General features: G+C 69.4%; 16 protein-coding genes. 11 read left to right on the top strand and 5 right to left on the bottom strand.

Features of this window, described 5'->3' with window-relative positions:
• The first annotated feature begins 9 nt into the window (after nucleotides 1-9).
• On the top strand, nucleotides 10-306 hold the full coding sequence (locus BSE24067_RS09420; RefSeq protein WP_151066366.1) for a hypothetical protein: 297 nt from the start codon (nucleotides 10-12) through the stop codon (nucleotides 304-306).
• Nucleotides 307-328: 22 nt separating this feature from the next.
• On the opposite strand, the gene BSE24067_RS09415 is transcribed toward BSE24067_RS09420, so the two are convergent.
• From BSE24067_RS09415 to BSE24067_RS09400, 4 genes are read right to left on the bottom strand one after another with little or no spacing between them, the layout of a single operon-like run.
• Nucleotides 329-1,114, bottom strand: a complete 786-nt coding sequence (locus BSE24067_RS09415) for a metal ABC transporter permease (RefSeq protein ID WP_151066367.1) — start codon at nucleotides 1,112-1,114, stop codon at nucleotides 329-331.
• Complete coding sequence (locus tag BSE24067_RS09410; RefSeq protein ID WP_151066368.1) at nucleotides 1,107-1,994, bottom strand: ABC transporter ATP-binding protein; 888 nt, start codon at nucleotides 1,992-1,994, stop codon at nucleotides 1,107-1,109. Before BSE24067_RS09410 ends, BSE24067_RS09415 begins: the two co-directional genes overlap by 8 nt.
• Before the next feature lie 13 nt (nucleotides 1,995-2,007).
• Nucleotides 2,008-2,931, bottom strand: a complete 924-nt coding sequence (locus tag BSE24067_RS09405; RefSeq protein ID WP_151066369.1) for a metal ABC transporter solute-binding protein, Zn/Mn family — start codon at nucleotides 2,929-2,931, stop codon at nucleotides 2,008-2,010.
• Between the two features lie 49 nt (nucleotides 2,932-2,980).
• Complete coding sequence (locus BSE24067_RS09400; RefSeq protein WP_014896195.1) at nucleotides 2,981-3,442, bottom strand: Fur family transcriptional regulator; 462 nt, start codon at nucleotides 3,440-3,442, stop codon at nucleotides 2,981-2,983.
• Nucleotides 3,443-3,770: 328 nt separating this feature from the next.
• Between BSE24067_RS09400 and BSE24067_RS09395 the strand changes: the two genes are divergently transcribed.
• The 8 genes from BSE24067_RS09395 (at nucleotide 3,771) to BSE24067_RS09360 (ending at nucleotide 12,143) form a co-directional block, all read left to right on the top strand.
• Nucleotides 3,771-4,547: an L-iditol 2-dehydrogenase gene (locus BSE24067_RS09395; RefSeq protein WP_151066370.1), complete on the top strand. Its 777-nt coding sequence runs from the start codon at nucleotides 3,771-3,773 to the stop codon at nucleotides 4,545-4,547.
• A gap of 72 nt (nucleotides 4,548-4,619) precedes the next feature.
• The gene (locus BSE24067_RS09390; protein ID WP_151066371.1) at nucleotides 4,620-5,576 is read left to right on the top strand and encodes a sugar kinase; all 957 of its coding nucleotides are present in this window, start codon (nucleotides 4,620-4,622) and stop codon (nucleotides 5,574-5,576) included.
• Entirely contained in the window at nucleotides 5,564-6,922 is a 1,359-nt protein-coding gene (locus tag BSE24067_RS09385) for a D-tagatose-bisphosphate aldolase, class II, non-catalytic subunit (RefSeq protein WP_151066372.1), read from the top strand. Before BSE24067_RS09390 ends, BSE24067_RS09385 begins: the two co-directional genes overlap by 13 nt.
• Nucleotides 6,923-7,018: 96 nt before the next feature.
• A complete protein-coding gene (locus BSE24067_RS09380; protein WP_151066373.1) occupies nucleotides 7,019-8,344 on the top strand; it encodes an ABC transporter substrate-binding protein in 1,326 nt (441 codons plus the stop codon).
• 113 nt (nucleotides 8,345-8,457) lie between these two features.
• Complete coding sequence (locus BSE24067_RS09375; protein ID WP_151066374.1) at nucleotides 8,458-9,402, top strand: carbohydrate ABC transporter permease; 945 nt, start codon at nucleotides 8,458-8,460, stop codon at nucleotides 9,400-9,402.
• Nucleotides 9,399-10,250: a carbohydrate ABC transporter permease gene (locus BSE24067_RS09370; protein ID WP_151066375.1), complete on the top strand. Its 852-nt coding sequence runs from the start codon at nucleotides 9,399-9,401 to the stop codon at nucleotides 10,248-10,250. Before BSE24067_RS09375 ends, BSE24067_RS09370 begins: the two co-directional genes overlap by 4 nt.
• Nucleotides 10,247-10,960 (top strand): HAD family hydrolase, encoded by a 714-nt coding sequence (locus tag BSE24067_RS09365; protein WP_151066376.1) that lies wholly within the window; start codon nucleotides 10,247-10,249, stop codon nucleotides 10,958-10,960. The genes BSE24067_RS09370 and BSE24067_RS09365 overlap by 4 nt, the downstream gene beginning before the upstream one ends.
• A gap of 73 nt (nucleotides 10,961-11,033) precedes the next feature.
• Nucleotides 11,034-12,143 (top strand): ABC transporter ATP-binding protein, encoded by a 1,110-nt coding sequence (locus BSE24067_RS09360; RefSeq protein WP_151066377.1) that lies wholly within the window; start codon nucleotides 11,034-11,036, stop codon nucleotides 12,141-12,143.
• A gap of 14 nt (nucleotides 12,144-12,157) precedes the next feature.
• On the opposite strand, the gene BSE24067_RS09355 is transcribed toward BSE24067_RS09360, so the two are convergent.
• Entirely contained in the window at nucleotides 12,158-13,042 is an 885-nt protein-coding gene (locus BSE24067_RS09355; RefSeq protein WP_151066378.1) for a LysR family transcriptional regulator, read from the bottom strand.
• 113 nt (nucleotides 13,043-13,155) lie between these two features.
• Here BSE24067_RS09355 and BSE24067_RS09350 point away from each other — a divergent pair, with 113 nt between their 5' ends.
• Both BSE24067_RS09350 and BSE24067_RS09345 read left to right on the top strand, forming a co-directional pair.
• Nucleotides 13,156-14,349: a serine hydrolase domain-containing protein gene (locus BSE24067_RS09350; RefSeq protein WP_151066379.1), complete on the top strand. Its 1,194-nt coding sequence runs from the start codon at nucleotides 13,156-13,158 to the stop codon at nucleotides 14,347-14,349.
• Entirely contained in the window at nucleotides 14,349-15,575 is a 1,227-nt protein-coding gene (locus BSE24067_RS09345) for an MFS transporter (protein WP_174904732.1), read from the top strand. Before BSE24067_RS09350 ends, BSE24067_RS09345 begins: the two co-directional genes overlap by 1 nt.
• The last annotated feature ends 7 nt before the right edge of the window (nucleotides 15,576-15,582 follow it).

The raw sequence follows: 15,582 nt of genomic DNA, 5'->3' as shown, positions 1-15,582 counted from the left end.
GGGACCGACATGACTCGTCTAATCCATTTCGCCATTCATGCCGTGTGTGTCATCGGCTTGCTTGTTGTCCTCGCGATCACCGGGAACCAGTACGCGTGGATGCATGAAATTGATCCATCGGTCGCAATGGGTGCAATCCACGACGAAGCGGGCGACCGGGGGCTTGCCGCATATGTGTTCCTGATCGTCGTTGCCGTCACTCAAGTCGTGTTGCTCGCGAGATCCAGGGCCGCCGGCCGTAAACCTTGGGTCAGTCTCCTGATTCTCGCGGCAACGGGCGCATGCGCATGGAAAGCGAGCCTGTGACTTCGGCGACAGGCTTGCCGCGTCACCCAGGCCTGCGCAACAAGCTCGCCCCATACACCATTGCCGACAACGCCGTAATCCAGAAGCTCGTCGGCCAGTCGGTGTGATACGCGAGCGCAATCCCGACCCACGCTTCGAACAGCGCGAACAGCGCGGCAAGCAGCACGCCGGTCGACAACCGCGTCGACACATTCTGCGCGGCTGCCGCCGGCCCGACGAGCAGCGTGAACACGAGCAGCACGCCGACGATCTGCGTGGCCGCGGCCACCGCGAGCGCGCACACCGCGAGGAACAGCATCGACACCGTGCGCAGCGACACGCCTTTCGCTTCGGCCAGTTCCGGCTGCAGCGACGCGAACAGCAGCGGCCGCGCGATCAGCGCGAGCGCGACGAGACTCACCGCGCCGATGCCGGCCAGCACCGCGAGCGTGTCGTGGCTCACGGCAAGCACGTTGCCGAACAGCAGCGCGGTGACCTGCGTCGCGAACGACGTGTAGAAGTGCAGGAACAACAGGCCGAAGCCGAGCGCGCCCGACAGGATCACGCCGATCGCGACGTCGCGGCCCGCGAGCCGTTCGCCGAGCGCACCCATCCCGATGCCGGCCGCGAGCGTGAAGCCGACCATTCCCCAGATCGGCGAGATGCCGAGCAGCACCGCGCCGGTCGCGCCGGTGAAGCCGACGTGCGACAGCGCATGGCCGGCGAAGGTCTGTCCGCGCAGCACCAGGAAGTAGCCGACGATGCCCGCGAGCACCGCGACGATCCCCGACGCGGCGAACGCGTTGATCATGAAATCGTATTCAAACATCGTGCGAATGCCCGGGATGAGCGTGTCCGTGGTGGTGATGGCCGTGGCCGCCGCTGCCGTGCGCGTGGCCGTCGTCGTCCTCGTGTTCGTGGTCGTGCTTCTCGATCTCGACGTCGCCGGACATCACGAAGATCTTGCCGTTCACGCGCATCACGTCGATCGGCGACCCGTAAAGCCGCGACAGCACCGGCTTCGTGATCACCTCGTCCACGGTGCCGAGCGCCGCGACGCCGTTGCCGAGATACAGCACGCGATCGAGCGCGTTCAGCAGCGGATTCAGTTCGTGCGCGGAGAACAGCACGGTGATGCCGAGCTCGCGCTGCACGTTGCGCACGAGTTCGACGACGCCGCGCTGGTGATTCGGGTCGAGGCTGATCAGCGGCTCGTCGAGCAGCAGCAGCTTCGGGCGGCCGAGCAGGCACTGCGCGAGCAGCAGCCGCTGCCGTTCGCCGCCCGACAGTTCCGACAGCGGCCGGCGCGCGAGCGTCGTGCCGCCGACGAGCTCGAGCACGCGATCGACGTCGCGCCGCGTCGCGGCGTTCGTGTGCGGCAGCCCCCAGCGGTGGCCGTCAGCGGCCATCGCGACGAAGTCGTAGCCGCGCATCCGGCGATTCGCGAGGCCGCTCCTGATCTGCGGCATGTAGCCGATCGACGCGTTGCCGCGCTCGACCGGCACGCCGCCGACCGACAGCGCGCCGCCCGTGACGGGCACGAGGCCGAGCACCGCGCGCATCAACGTCGTTTTGCCCGCGCCGTTCGGCCCGAGCACGCCGACGAATTCGCCGGGTTCGATCGAGAAGCTCACGTCGCGCAGGATCGTGCGGCCGCCCAGTTCGAGCGTGACGCGATCGAGCGCGAGTGCGTGGGGAGTGGCGGTCATGTCGTGATGTCGGTCATTTCTTGCTGGCGGCCAGCGCGGCCGCGAGCGCGTCGAGCTGGCCGGCCATCCATTGCTGGAAGGTCTTGCCGGCCGGCTGCGTCTCGGTGACGCTCACGCTCGGCACGCCGCCGTCGCGCGCGATCTTCAGCATGCGTTTGGTCATCGGTTCTTCGGCCTGGCTGTTGTAGATGAGCACGCGCACCTGCTTCTTGCGCAGATCGTTCTCGAACGCGGCGACGTCCTGCGCGCTCGCCTCGGTATCGTTCATCGTCGCGAGCTGGAAGCGCTGGTTGCGCATGTCGAGGCCGATCGCATCCGACATGTAGCCGAACACCGGCTCGGTCGCCGTCACCGGCACGCCCTTGTACTGCGCGCGCAGCGCGGCGATCTTGTCGTCGACGGGCTTCAGCGACGCGATGAACTTCTGCAGGTTCGCGTCGTAGTCGGCCTTGTTCGCCGGGTCCGCACGTCCCAGCTCGGCCGCGATCGCGCGCGCGGCGGCCGGCATCGCCGCCGGGTCGTACCACAGGTGCGGGTTGTCGCCGGCCTTCCTGCCCACCAGATCCGCGACGACGATCGTCGCGCGCTTGGCCTGCTTCGACGCGGACAGCAGCTTGCCCATCCACGGATCGTAGTTCGCGCCGTTGTAGATCACGACCTGCGCGTGCTGCAACGCACGCGCGGTCTTCGGGCTCGCTTCGAACAGATGCGGATCCTGGTCGGGATTGCTCAGGATGCTCGTCACCGCGACATGGCTGCCGCCGATCTGCGACGCGACGTCGCCATAGAAATTCTCGGCCGCGACGACGTTGACGGTCGCGGCCTGCGCGATACCGGGTGCGGCGAACGACAGTACGGCCGCCGCGGTGGTTGCGGCGGCGAGCAGGCGGGCAAGCGGGAGGGCGCGCCGCGGCGCGCGCTTCAGAGCAATGGACATGAAACTCCTCGTTGGAAAGGGCGGCGCGGTGCGCCGCACATGTGCGGCGTCAGCGTTGCGCGGGCTTGCCCTTGCAGTGCCCGCACAGGCCGTTCAGCTCGACGACCTGGTGATGGACCTCGAACCCGTGCGCGGGCTCGCTCGCGGACAACTGCTTCGCGAGATCGCTGCCCGGGATCTCGACGGTCTCGCCGCACGAATCGCAGATCAGGAACTGGCCTTCGTGCGGCACGCCGATCTCGCAGCACGCGAAGAATGCGTTCTTCGATTCGATCCGGTGGATGAAGCCGTGCTCGACGAGGAAATCCAGCGCGCGATAGACGGTCGTCGGCGGCACGCGGCCGCGCTGCGGCTCGAGCTCGGCGAGCAGGTCGTACGCGCCGATCGGGCGCTGCGCGGCCAGCACGCGTTCGTAGACCTGGCGGCGCAGTGGCGTCCACGCGAGCCCGTGCTCGGCGGCGAATGCGTCGGCCCGGGACAACCGGGCGTCAATGGGCGATGAGGTGGCCATGGCGGGAGGCAGGCAATGAAACGAAATATCGCGATGATATAACGTATCTTGCCGCCATGCAGCGCCAATCCGCTCCGCCCGCACGCTCCGTCCCCCTTCTTCGGAATTTCAGCCGCGCCGCACCCAGCGCGCGGCGCCTTGCCGCGTGCGGCGCCCGAGCCCGCAGCCAATGCCGTCGTGCCGCAGCGCATCATCGAAAGCGCGCGTGTCGCCTTGACAGCGTCAATCGCGTATCCGATCATTCGATCGACAACAGAGCAATTGATCGGTCAGCGAGCGTTCGCTCACCTCGCGACCTTCGTGCAGCAGAACGAACCGGAGACAACCAGTGAGACTGGCAGACAAGGTCGCGATCCTGACGGGCGCGGCAAGCGGCATCGGCGAAGCGGTCGCGCAACGCTATCTGGACGAGGGCGCGCGTTGCGTGCTGGTGGACCTGAAGCCCGCGAGCGGCTCGCTCGCTCGGCTGATCGAGGCGAACCCAGGCCGCGCGGTGGCCGTCACCGCCGACGTCACGCGCCGTGACGACATCGCGCGCATCGTCGCGACCGCCGTCGAGCGTTTCGGCGGCGTCGACATCCTGTTCAACAACGCGGCGCTGTTCGACATGCGCCCGATCCTCGACGAATCCTGGGACGTGTTCGACCGGCTGTTCGCGGTCAACGTGAAAGGGCTGTTCTTCCTGATGCAAGCTGTTGCGCAGCGGATGGTCGAGCAGGGCCGCGGCGGCAAGATCATCAACATGTCATCGCAGGCGGGGCGGCGCGGCGAGGCGCTCGTTTCGCACTACTGCGCGACCAAGGCCGCGGTGATCAGCTACACGCAGTCGGCCGCGCTCGCGCTCGCGCCGCACCGGATCAACGTGAACGGCATCGCGCCGGGCGTGGTCGACACGCCGATGTGGGAGCAGGTCGATGCGCTCTTCGCCCGCTACGAGAACCGGCCGCTCGGCGAGAAGAAGCGGCTCGTCGGCGAAGCCGTGCCGCTCGGCCGCATGGGCGTGCCGGGCGACCTCACGGGCGCCGCGCTGTTCCTGGCGTCGGCCGACGCCGACTACATCACCGCCCAGACGCTGAACGTCGACGGCGGCAACTGGATGAGCTGAAATGCCGCCGCTCGCACGCGCAATCCGGGTGGATCCGCTGCACGCGGCCGCCGCCGCACGAGGGCACGCCTGATGGCCGAGATCGTGGTTGCCGGCGAACTGCTGGCCGAATTCGTCGCTGCGGAGCGCGGTCAGGGCTTCGATGCGCCGGGCCTGTTCGCGGGCCCGTTCCCCAGCGGCGCGCCGGCGATCTTCGCCGACCAGGCCGCGCGGCTCGGCGCGCGCGTCGCGTACGCGGGCTGCGTCGGCCGCGATGCGTTCGGCGACGCGATCGTCGCACGACTCGAACGCGACGGCGTCGACGTCGCGCGCATTCGCCGCGTCGCGCGCCCGACCGGCACCGCGTTCGTCGCGTATCGTGACGACGGCTCGCGCAGCTTCGTGTTCAGCCTGTCCACCAGCGCGGCAGCGTGCGTGGACGCATCCGACGTCGACACCGCGATGTTCGACGGCTGCCGCTACTTCCACGTGATGGGCTCGTCGCTGACGAGCGAATCGGCGATCGCGGCCGTGCAGCGCGGCGTGATCGAGGCGGCGCGCGCCGGCGCGAAAGTGTCGTTCGACCCGAACGTGCGGCCCGAGATGCTGAGCTTCCGGCCGATGCGCGCGGCGCTCGACGCGATGCTCGCCGCGTGCCACCTGTTCCTGCCGAGCGAGGCCGACCTGCCGTTCTTCTGCGGGCCGCAGCCGGCCGAACGCGCGATCGCGGGCCTGCTCGCGACGCACCCGCTGCTCGAGCGCATCGTGCTCAAGCGCGGCGCGGCCGGCAGTGTCGCGTTCGATCGGGCGAGCCGCATCGACGTGCAGGCTTATTCCGTCGACGAAGTCGATCCGACCGGCGCCGGCGACTGCTTCGGCGGCACGCTGGTCGCGAGCCTCGTCGCGGGCCGGCCGATCGACGTCGCGCTGCGCCGCGCGAACGCGGCCGGCGCGATCGCGGTCACGCGGCGCGGCCCGATGGAGGGCAACAGCAGTGCGGCCGAGATCGACCGCTTCCTGACCGAACGAGGTGTCGCATGCCCGGCCTGACGACCATCGCCGAGCGCCCGCGCACCGCGCACGCGCAGACCGTGCTGCGGATGATCTTCGATGCGAACCGCGCGGATGCGCAGCGCGGCATCTATTCGATCTGCAGCGCGCACCGGCTCGTGCTCGAGGCCGCATGCGAGGCCGCGCGCGCCGACGGCTCGCCGCTCCTGATCGAGGCGACCTGCAACCAGGTGAACCATCTCGGCGGCTACACGGGCATGACGCCCGCCGACTTCCGTCGCGACGTCGATGCGATCGCGCAGCGCTGCGGGCTCGCGCCGTCGGCGCTCGTGCTCGGCGGCGATCATCTCGGCCCGAACCCGTGGCGGCACCGCCGCGCGGCCGATGCGATGCGCGAAGCGGCTGCGATGGTCGCGGCGTATGTCGAAGCCGGGTTCGAGAAGATCCATCTCGACGCGAGCATGGCGTGCGCGGACGATCCGGCGCGGCTCGACGATCGCACGATTGCCGCGCGTGCGGCCGAGCTGTGCCGCGCCGCGGAAGACGCGGCATTGCGCGCCGGCGTCGCGCCCGTCTACGTGATCGGCACCGAGGTGCCGACGCCGGGCGGCGAAGTGGCCGGCGACGGCGATGCGGACGGCGCCGCGATCGCGCGGATCGCGGTCACGCGCAGCGACAGCATTGCCGCGACGCTCGACGCGCACCGCGGCGCGTTCGCGGCGGCGGGGCTCGACGACGCATGGACGCGCGTGGTCGCGGTCGTCGCGCAGCCGGGCGTCGATTTCGACGATCGCCACGTGCTCGACTACGACAGCGCGAAGGCCGCATCGCTCGGCGCGAGCATCCTGCGCACGCCGCGCCTCGTATTCGAAGCGCATTCGACCGACTACCAGACCGAAGCCGCGCTCGCCGCGCTCGTGCGCGATCATTTCGCGGTGCTGAAGGTCGGCCCCGCGCTGACCTTCGCGCTGCGTGAGGCGCTGTTCGCGCTCACCTTCATCGAGGATGCGCTGATCGGCGAGGTCGCGCAGCGTTCGCGCCTGCGCGACGTCGTCGACGCCGCGATGCGCGCCCAGCCCGAACACTGGGCGCCGTACTACCGCGGCGACGAGACCGAGCAGCGGCTCGCGCGCCAGTTCGGCTACAGCGACCGGATCCGCTACTACTGGCTGCACCCGGCCGTCGCGGCGGCGGTCGAGCAGCTGTTCGACAACCTCGCGCGACAGCCGGTGCCGGAAACGCTCGTCGCGCAGTGGCTGCCGGACGTGTACGCGGCGTGCCGCGCGGGCGGCCTTGCGAAGGAGCCGCGCGCATGGGTGCGCCACCGGATACGCGACGTGATCGCGCACTATGCGCGCGCGTGCGGGATGCAGCGGCCGGGATGACCGGCCGCGAAGGAAACGCAGCAACACGACACACGCAATACGCAGTACGCACGACGCAACACCGACGACAGTTCGAACAATCACAGGAGACATGCCATGCAACGAAAGATGCTCGATGCCGCCGTACGCTGCTTCGCCGGAGCCGCGCTCGCGACGGCCGCGTGCGCGGCGTCCGCCGGCACGCTGACGATCGCGACGCTGAACAACCCGGACATGATCGAGTTGAAGAAGCTGTCGCCGGCGTTCGAGAAGGCGAACCCGGACATCAAGCTGAACTGGGTGATCCTCGAGGAGAACGTGCTGCGCCAGCGCGCGACCACCGACATCACGACCGGCAGCGGCCAGTTCGACGTGATGGCGATCGGCACCTACGAGACGCCGCAGTGGGGCAAGCGCGGCTGGCTCGCGCCGATGACGGGCCTGCCCGCCGACTACGACCTGAACGACATCGTGAAGACCGCGCGCGACAGCCTGTCGTACAACGGCCAGCTGTATGCGCTACCGTTCTACGTCGAAAGCTCGATGACGTTCTACCGCAAGGACCTGTTCGCGGCGAAGGGGCTGAAGATGCCCGACCAGCCGACCTACGACCAGATCGCCGAGTTCGCGGACAAGCTCACCGACAAGTCGAAGGGCACCTACGGGATCTGCCTGCGCGGCAAGGCCGGTTGGGGCGAGAACATGGCGTACGTGTCGACGGTCGTGAACACGTTCGGCGGCCGCTGGTTCGACGAGAACTGGAACGCGCAGCTCACGTCGCCCGAATGGAAGAAGGCGATCAATTTCTACGTCAACCTGCTGAAGAAGAACGGCCCGCCGGGTGCGAGCTCGAACGGTTTCAACGAGAACCTGACGCTCACCGCATCGGGCAAGTGCGCGATGTGGATCGACGCGACGGTCGCCGCCGGGATGCTGTACAACAAGCAGCAGTCGCAGGTCGCCGACAAGATCGGTTTCGCGGCCGCGCCGGTCGCCGCCACGCCGAAGGGCTCGCACTGGCTGTGGGCATGGGCGCTCGCCGTGCCGAAGACGTCGAAGCAGCAGGACGCCGCACGCAAGTTCATCGCGTGGGCGACGTCGAAGCAGTACATCGAGATGGTCGGCAAGGACGAGGGCTGGGCGTCGGTGCCGCCGGGCACGCGTGCGTCCACGTATCAGCGCGCCGAGTACAAGGCCGCCGCGCCGTTCTCGGACTTCGTGCTGAAGGCGATCGAGACGGCCGATCCGAACGATCCGTCGCTGAAGAAGGTGCCGTACACGGGCGTGCAGTACGTCGGGATTCCTGAGTTCCAGTCGTTCGGCACGGTGGTCGGGCAGGCGATCGCGGGTGCGGTGGCCGGCCAGATGTCGGTCGACCAGGCGCTCGCCGCGGGCCAGGCCGCCGCCGACCGCGCAGTGCGGCAGGCCGGCTACAAGAAGTAATGCGGCAAGTAATGCGGCTCGCACCGTGCGCTGCCGCGCGCGGTGCACGTCGCCGAAGCAGCAAACGCGGGCGGGCCGTTCGTGCCCGCGCCTCAACCGGAGGGACTCCGATCATGCGTCATTTACGTCTTCCCCTGAGCCACGCGCCGTCGGTCGGCGACGCGTCGCCGCCGCCGGGCGCGCCCCGCCGCGCGCGCGGCGCGAGCTGGCTCGTGTCTCCGTCCGTCGCGGTGCTGCTGCTGTGGATGTCGATCCCGCTCGCGATGACGATCTGGTATTCGCTGTCGCGCTACAACCTGCTGAACCCGGACGTGAAGGGTTTCGCCGGGCTCGACAACTACCGCTTCCTCGCGACCGATCCGTCGTTCCTGCCCGCGATCTGGCACACGCTCGTGCTGATCGGCGCGGTGCTCGCGATCACGGTGATCGGCGGCGTGCTGATGGCCGTGCTGTTCGACCGTACGTTCTACGGGCAGGGCATCGCGCGGCTGCTGGCGATCGCGCCGTTCTTCGTGATGCCGACGGTCGCCGCGCTGATCTGGAAGAACATGATCCTGCATCCGGTGTACGGCCTCGTCGCGAACGCGATGCGCGCGCTCGGGATGACGCCCGTCGACTGGTTCGCCGATTACCCGCTCACCGCGGTGATCATGATCGTCGCGTGGCAGTGGCTGCCGTTCGCGTTCCTGATCCTGTTCACCGCGATCCAGTCGCTCGACCAGGAGCAGAAGGAAGCCGCGCGCATCGACGGCGCGGGCCCGATCGCGATGTTCTTCTACATCACGCTGCCGCATATGAAGCGCGCGATCGCCGTGGTCGTGATGATGGAGACGATTTTCCTGCTGTCGATCTTCGCGGAAATCTACACGACGACGGGCGGCGGCCCGGGCGACGCGACGACCAACCTGTCGTATCTGATCTACGCGCTCGGCCTGCAGCAGTTCGACGTCGGCCTCGCATCCGCGGGCGGGATCATCGCCGTCGTGGTCGCGAACGTCGTGTCGTTCTTCCTGGTGCGGATGCTCGCGCGCAACCTGAAGGGAGAGTACGAAAAATGAGCGACCTGACTATCGAAGGCCGTCGCGCGCCGGCTCCGTTCGAGCTCGTGCGGCGCGCGCTGCCCGGCGCGCTCGCGTGGCTGATCGCGCTGCTGCTGTTCTTCCCGATCTTCTGGATGGCGATCACCGCGTTCAAGACCGAGCAGCAGGCGTATGCGTCGACGCTGTTCTTCATGCCGACGCTCGACAGCTTCCGCGAGGTGTTCGCGCGCAGCAACTACTTCTCGTTCGCGTGGAACTCGGTGCTGATCTCGGCGGGCGTCACGGCGATCTCGCTGCTGCTCGCGGTGCCGGCCGCGTACGCGATGGCGTTCTTCCCGAATCACCGCACGCAGAAGGTGCTGCTGTGGATGCTGTCGACGAAGATGATGCCGTCGGTCGGCGTGCTCGTGCCGATCTACCTGCTGTGGAAGAACGCGGGGCTGCTCGACACCGTGTCGGGCCTCGTGATCGTGTACACGCTGATCAATCTGCCGATCGCGGTGTGGATGACCTTCACGTACTTCAACGAGATTCCGAAGGACATCCTCGAAGCCGGGCGCATCGACGGCGCGTCGACGTGGCAGGAGATCGTCTACCTGCTGATGCCGATGGCGCTGCCGGGGCTCGCGTCGACCGCGCTGCTGCTCGTGATCCTGTCGTGGAACGAGGCGTTCTGGAGCATCAACCTGTCGAGCTCCAACGCGGCGCCGCTCACCGTGTTCATCGCGTCGTACTCGAGCCCCGAAGGGTTGTTCTGGGCGAAGCTGTCCGCGGCGTCGCTGCTCGCGGTCGCGCCGATCCTGATCGTCGGCTGGCTGTCGCAGAAGCAGCTGGTGCGCGGACTCACGTTCGGGGCGGTCAAATGAGCGCGGCCGGCAAAGGCGCGACGGGTCATGGCGTCAACGTGCTGATCTGCGATTGCGACGGCGTGCTGATCGACAGCGAGGCCGTCGCCGCCGACGTGATCGTGCGCGAACTCGATGCGCGCTGGCCGGGCGTCGATGCGCGGCCGGCGGTGATGCCGCTGCTCGGACTGCGCATCGAGCGCGTGCTGGCCGGCGCGAGCGAAGCCGTCGGCCGCACGCTGTCGGCCGACGACGTCGACGCGATCCGTCGCGCGGTCGAGGCCGCGGCCGTCAACGCGCCGATGGTCGACGGCATCGATGCGGCGCTCGCGGCGATCGACATGACGACCGCGTGCGCGAGCAACAGCTACCGCGCGTACGTCGAAGCGGCGCTCGCGCGCACCGGCCTCGCGCGCTTCTTCGGCGACCGGCTGTTCTGCGCGGACGCCGTCGCGCGGCCGAAGCCCGCGCCCGACGTGTATCTGGCGGCCGCCCGCGCGCTCGGCGCGGTGCCCGCGCAGTGCCTCGTCGTCGAGGACAGCGTGACGGGCATTACCGCGGCCGCCGCGGCCGGCATGACCGTGCTCGGCTTCGTCGGCGGCGGGCATGCGTCGGCCGCGCAGATCGACGCGCTGCGCGGAATCGGCGCGCGTCACGTCTTCGACGACATGCACGAGCTGCCCGGCTACGTCGCGCGCTGGCAGGCGACGGGCGCCGTGCTGCCGGGCTAGCGGCGACGAACGATCGCGCCGCGCCGCCGCGGCGCATCACACATCAAGCATCACGAACGAACGGAGACAGATCATGGCAAGCGTGCTCCTGCGCAATATCGCGAAGCGCTACGACGACACCGAAGTGCTGCGCAACGTGAACCTCGACATCGCCGACGGCGAATTCGTCGTGTTCGTCGGCCCGAGCGGCTGCGGCAAATCCACGCTGATGCGGATGATCGCCGGGCTCGAGGACATCTCGAGCGGCGATCTGCTGATCGACGGCGCGAAGGTCAACGACGTGCCGAGCGCGAAGCGCGGCATCGCGATGGTGTTCCAGTCGTATGCGTTGTATCCGCACATGACGCTGTACGACAACATGGCGTTCGGGCTGAAGCTCGCGGGCGCGAAGAAGCCCGAAATCGATCAGGCGGTGAAGCAGGCCGCGAAGATCCTGCACATCGATCATCTGCTCGACCGCAAGCCGAAGCAGCTGTCGGGCGGGCAGCGGCAGCGCGTCGCGATCGGCCGCGCGATCACGCGCAAGCCGAAGGTGTTCCTGTTCGACGAACCGTTGTCGAACCTCGACGCCGCGCTGCGCGTGAAGATGCGGCTGGAATTCGCGCGGCTGCACGACGAGCTGAAGACGACGATGATCTACGTGACGCACGACCAGGTCGAGGCGATGACGCTCGCCGACAAGATCGTCGTGCTGTCGGGCGGCGCGGTGCAGCAGGTCGGCACGCCGAACGAGCTGTATCACGCGCCGGCGAACCAGTTCGTCGCGGGCTTCATCGGGTCGCCGAAGATGAACTTCCTGACGGGCACGGTCGAATCGGCCGACGCGGCCGGCGTGCTGGTGCGCTTCGACAGCGGCGAGACGCAGCGCGTCGCGGTCGAGGCGGCTGGCCTGCAGCGCGGCGCGGCCGTGACCGTCGGTGTGCGGCCCGAACATCTGCTGGTGGGCGCGGCGGCCGACGGGGTCGCCGCGCGGACGATGGCGGTCGAGTCGCTCGGCGATGCCGCGTACCTGTACGGGGAGTCGGCGGTCGCGCCGGACGGGCTGATCGCGCGAATTCCGCCGCTCGACACGTACCGCACCGGCGAGGCGCTGCACGTGCACGCGCAGCCCGAGCATTGCCACCTGTTCGACGAAGCGGGGCAGGCGTTCCGGCGGTTGAGCGCGCACGCGAAGGCGGCGTGAAGGCCGCTCGCCGGTTACAACGGCAGGTGCTCGGCCATGTGGTCGACGAACGCGCGCAGCTTGGGCATCGGATGGCGGCCCGACGGCCATAGCACGTAGAACGGCGTGCGGCTTGCGACGTGGTCGTCGAGCACCGCGCGCAGCCGGCCGTCGTCCAGCGCGTCGCGCACGAAGAACTCGGGCAGGCACGCGATGCCGAGCCCGCGCAGCGCGAAGCAAAGGCGCGTCTCCGCGTTGTTGCTGACCATCGACACGGGCAACGCCGGCAGCGTGCCGGTGCGCGGCGCGCGCAGCGGCCAGACCTCGAGCTTGCCGCTGCTCGGGAACCGGTAATGCAGGCAGCGGTGCTGCGCGAGATCGGCCGGCGTGCGCGGCGTGCCGCGCCGTTCGAGATAGTCGGGCGACGCGACCAGGTGCTGGCGGAAGTGGCCGAGCAGCCGCGACGACAGCCGCGAATCGGTCGGGTGGCCGGTGCGCAGCACCACGTCGAAGCCTTCGTCGACCACGTCGACGAGCCGGTCGCTGAAGTCGATGTCGAGCTCGATGTCCGGATACGCGGTCATGAAATCGGCGAGCACCGGCAGCAGCAGCGTGCCGATCGTCGGCAGGCTCACGCGCAGCCGCCCGCGCGGCGCCTCGACGCTCTGCGTCAATTCCCGCTCGGCCGCGTCGATTTCGGCGATCACGCGCCGGCATCGTTCGAGGAATCGCGCACCTTCGGCCGTCAGCGTGATGCTGCGCGTGCTGCGGTGAAAGAGCCGCACGTTCAGCCGTGCCTCGAGGCGTGCGATGCGCTTGCCGATCGCCGACGCCGACAGTCCGAGCGCCCGGCCTGCCGCGACGAAGCTGCGCGTTTCCGCGACCTGGACGAACACGACGAAGCCGCCAAGATTTTCCATGCAGGTTCCCGATTGCGGACACCGATGTCCGGATTGTCCGGAACTCTAACCCGGTTTTTCTTCTCGCGCCGGCTTCCTACGATGGGCGTTCCTTCACTATTCGAGGTCACGCCATGTCGTCACTGCCTGTCACCGCCCGCCGCGCCGAACCGGACGTTGCACTGCGCGCCCGGCTCGATGCCGTGCTCGATCGTGCGCTGGCCGACGCACGCGTGGTCGGCGCAGTCGTGCTGGTCGCACGCGACGGCGAATTGCGTTATGCGCGCGCGGCCGGGCTCGCCGATCGCGAAGCCGGCGCGCCGATGCGCGAGGACGCGCTGTTCCGGCTTGCTTCGGTATCCAAGCCGATCGTGACGGCCGCTGCGATGCGGCTGGTCGCCGCAGCGAAGATCGGACTCGACGAGCCCGTCGCGCGCTGGTTGCCGGCTTTCACACCGACGCTCGCGGACGGCACGCCTGCCGACATCACGCTGCGTCATCTGCTGTCGCACACGGCCGGGCTCGGCTACCGCTTCCTCGAAGCCGATGACGACGGGCCGTATGCGCGCGCGGGCGTGTCCGACGGAATGGACGGCGCGGGACCATCGCTCGCGGAGAACGTCCGGCGCATCGGCAGCGTGCCGCTGCGGTTCGCGCCCGGCACGTCGTGGGACTACTCGCTCGCGACCGACGTGGTCGGCGCGCTGATCGAGGCGGTCGACGGCCGGCCGCTCGCCGAGGCCGTGGCGGCGCTCGTGACGACGCCGCTCGGGATGACCGACACGGCATTTTTCACGCACGACGCCGCGCGGCTGGCGACGCCTTACGTCAGTACGTCGGGCGTGCCGCGCCGGATGGCCGACGACGATCTCGTACCGGTGTACGACGGCACGGTCGGCATCCGCTTCGCGCCGGCGCGCGCGCTCGACGCGTCCGCATGGCCGTCGGGCGGCGCGGGGATGATCGGTACCGCGCGCGACTGCATGACGCTGCTCGATACGTTACGCACCGGGCGCGACGATTGGCTGGCACGGAGCTGGATCGACGAGATGTCGCGCGTGCAGCCCGGCGCGCGCGACTTGCCGGACGCGCCGGGGTTCGGCTTCGGGCTCGGCTTTTCCGTGCTGCATGATCCGGCGGCCGCGCAGTCGCCGGAGTCGGTCGGCACGTGGCGCTGGGGCGGCGCGTACGGGCACGCGTGGTTCGTCGACCGGGCGGCCGGGCTGACGGTGGTTGCATTGACCAATACGCTGTACGAAGGGATGCACGGACGGATCGTCACCGACGTGCGCGATGCGGTGTACGGCGTCGACAAGAGGGGGGCGTGATGAGCGAATGCGTATCCGCCTCCGACCGCGTTGCCGATGGTGCGACGGCCCCGTGCACGGAGGCCCGCGTGCGCCTGCCCGTCGCGAATCTGCTCGCGCTGGCCACCGCCGGCTTCATCACGGTTCTCACCGAAGCACTGCCGGCCGGCCTGCTGCCGCTGATGAGCGCCGACTTGCGCGTGACCGACGCGCTGATCGGCCAACTGGTGACCGTCTACGCGCTCGGCTCGATCGTCGCGGCGATTCCGCTCGTCGCCGCGACGCGCGCGATGCGCCGGCGCCGGCTGCTGCTCGCGGCGCTAGCCGGGTTCGTCGTGTCGAATGCGCTGACTGCCGCGTCGCCGTACTACGCGCTGACGCTGGCGGCGCGGTTCGTCGCCGGAATGTCGGCCGGGCTGTTGTGGGCGCTGCTCGCCGGCTATGCGAGCCGAATGGTCGCCCCGTCGTTGCGCGGCCGTGCGATCGCGGTCGCGATGCTCGGCATACCGGCGGCGATGTCGATCGGCATTCCGGCCGGCACCGCGCTCGGCGCGATGTTCGGCTGGCGCGTTGCGTTCGCGGGCATCACGGTCGCGGTGCTCGCGCTGATCGGCTGGATCCGGCTGCGCATGCCCGACTATCCGGGGCAGCCGGCCGGCGCGCGCAAGCCGGTACTCGCCGTGCTGTCGCTGCCCGGCGTGCGGCCGGTATTGGTCGTGATGTTCGCGTACGTGCTCGCGCACAACATGCTGTACACGTACGTCGCGCCGTTCCTCGCTGGCGTGCGGATGGGCGCGCGGGTCGACGCGGTGCTGTTCGTGTTCGGCGTCGCGTCGCTGGCCGGCATCGCGTTGACCGGCGCATGGATCGGCGCCCCGCAGCGGCGGCTGACGCTCGCGAGCATCGCGCTGTTCGCGCTCGCGGCAGCGCTGCTCGGCGCGGGTTCCGGGGCCGCCATCGTCTATGCCGGCGTGGTGCTGTGGGGGTTCGCGTTCGGCGGCGCGCCGACGCTGTTTCAGACGGCCACCGCGAACGCGGCCGGCGACGCGGCCGATGTCGCGCAGTCGATGCTCGTGACGGTGTGGAACCTCGCGATCGCGGGCGGCGGCATCGCGGGCGGGATGCTGCTCGGGGTCAGCGGGGCCGCGTCGATTCCGTGGGCGCTCGTCGCGCTGCTGGCGGCGGCCTGGCTGGGCGCGTGGCGTGCGCGCCGGCATGCGTTTCCGGCGTCGCAAGTGGCCGCGTGACCGCGTG

The organism is Burkholderia latens, assembly GCF_902499045.1.
GTDB classification, from domain to species: domain Bacteria; phylum Pseudomonadota; class Gammaproteobacteria; order Burkholderiales; family Burkholderiaceae; genus Burkholderia; species Burkholderia latens.
Note: the sequence above shows the minus strand (reverse complement) of the source record. Positions and strands in the feature narration are given on the sequence as shown.

Coding starts and splice junctions, on each gene's coding strand:
- BSE24067_RS09420 (WP_151066366.1), top strand. CDS start 10: ATGACTCGTCTAATCCATTTCGCCATTCATGCCGTGTGTGTCATCGGC.
- BSE24067_RS09415 (WP_151066367.1), bottom strand. CDS start 1,114: ATGTTTGAATACGATTTCATGATCAACGCGTTCGCCGCGTCGGGGATC.
- BSE24067_RS09410 (WP_151066368.1), bottom strand. CDS start 1,994: ATGACCGCCACTCCCCACGCACTCGCGCTCGATCGCGTCACGCTCGAA.
- BSE24067_RS09405 (WP_151066369.1), bottom strand. CDS start 2,931: ATGTCCATTGCTCTGAAGCGCGCGCCGCGGCGCGCCCTCCCGCTTGCC.
- BSE24067_RS09400 (WP_014896195.1), bottom strand. CDS start 3,442: ATGGCCACCTCATCGCCCATTGACGCCCGGTTGTCCCGGGCCGACGCA.
- BSE24067_RS09390 (WP_151066371.1), top strand. CDS start 4,620: ATGGCCGAGATCGTGGTTGCCGGCGAACTGCTGGCCGAATTCGTCGCT.
- BSE24067_RS09385 (WP_151066372.1), top strand. CDS start 5,564: ATGCCCGGCCTGACGACCATCGCCGAGCGCCCGCGCACCGCGCACGCG.
- BSE24067_RS09380 (WP_151066373.1), top strand. CDS start 7,019: ATGCAACGAAAGATGCTCGATGCCGCCGTACGCTGCTTCGCCGGAGCC.
- BSE24067_RS09375 (WP_151066374.1), top strand. CDS start 8,458: ATGCGTCATTTACGTCTTCCCCTGAGCCACGCGCCGTCGGTCGGCGAC.
- BSE24067_RS09370 (WP_151066375.1), top strand. CDS start 9,399: ATGAGCGACCTGACTATCGAAGGCCGTCGCGCGCCGGCTCCGTTCGAG.
- BSE24067_RS09365 (WP_151066376.1), top strand. CDS start 10,247: ATGAGCGCGGCCGGCAAAGGCGCGACGGGTCATGGCGTCAACGTGCTG.
- BSE24067_RS09360 (WP_151066377.1), top strand. CDS start 11,034: ATGGCAAGCGTGCTCCTGCGCAATATCGCGAAGCGCTACGACGACACC.
- BSE24067_RS09355 (WP_151066378.1), bottom strand. CDS start 13,042: ATGGAAAATCTTGGCGGCTTCGTCGTGTTCGTCCAGGTCGCGGAAACG.
- BSE24067_RS09350 (WP_151066379.1), top strand. CDS start 13,156: ATGTCGTCACTGCCTGTCACCGCCCGCCGCGCCGAACCGGACGTTGCA.
- BSE24067_RS09345 (WP_174904732.1), top strand. CDS start 14,349: ATGAGCGAATGCGTATCCGCCTCCGACCGCGTTGCCGATGGTGCGACG.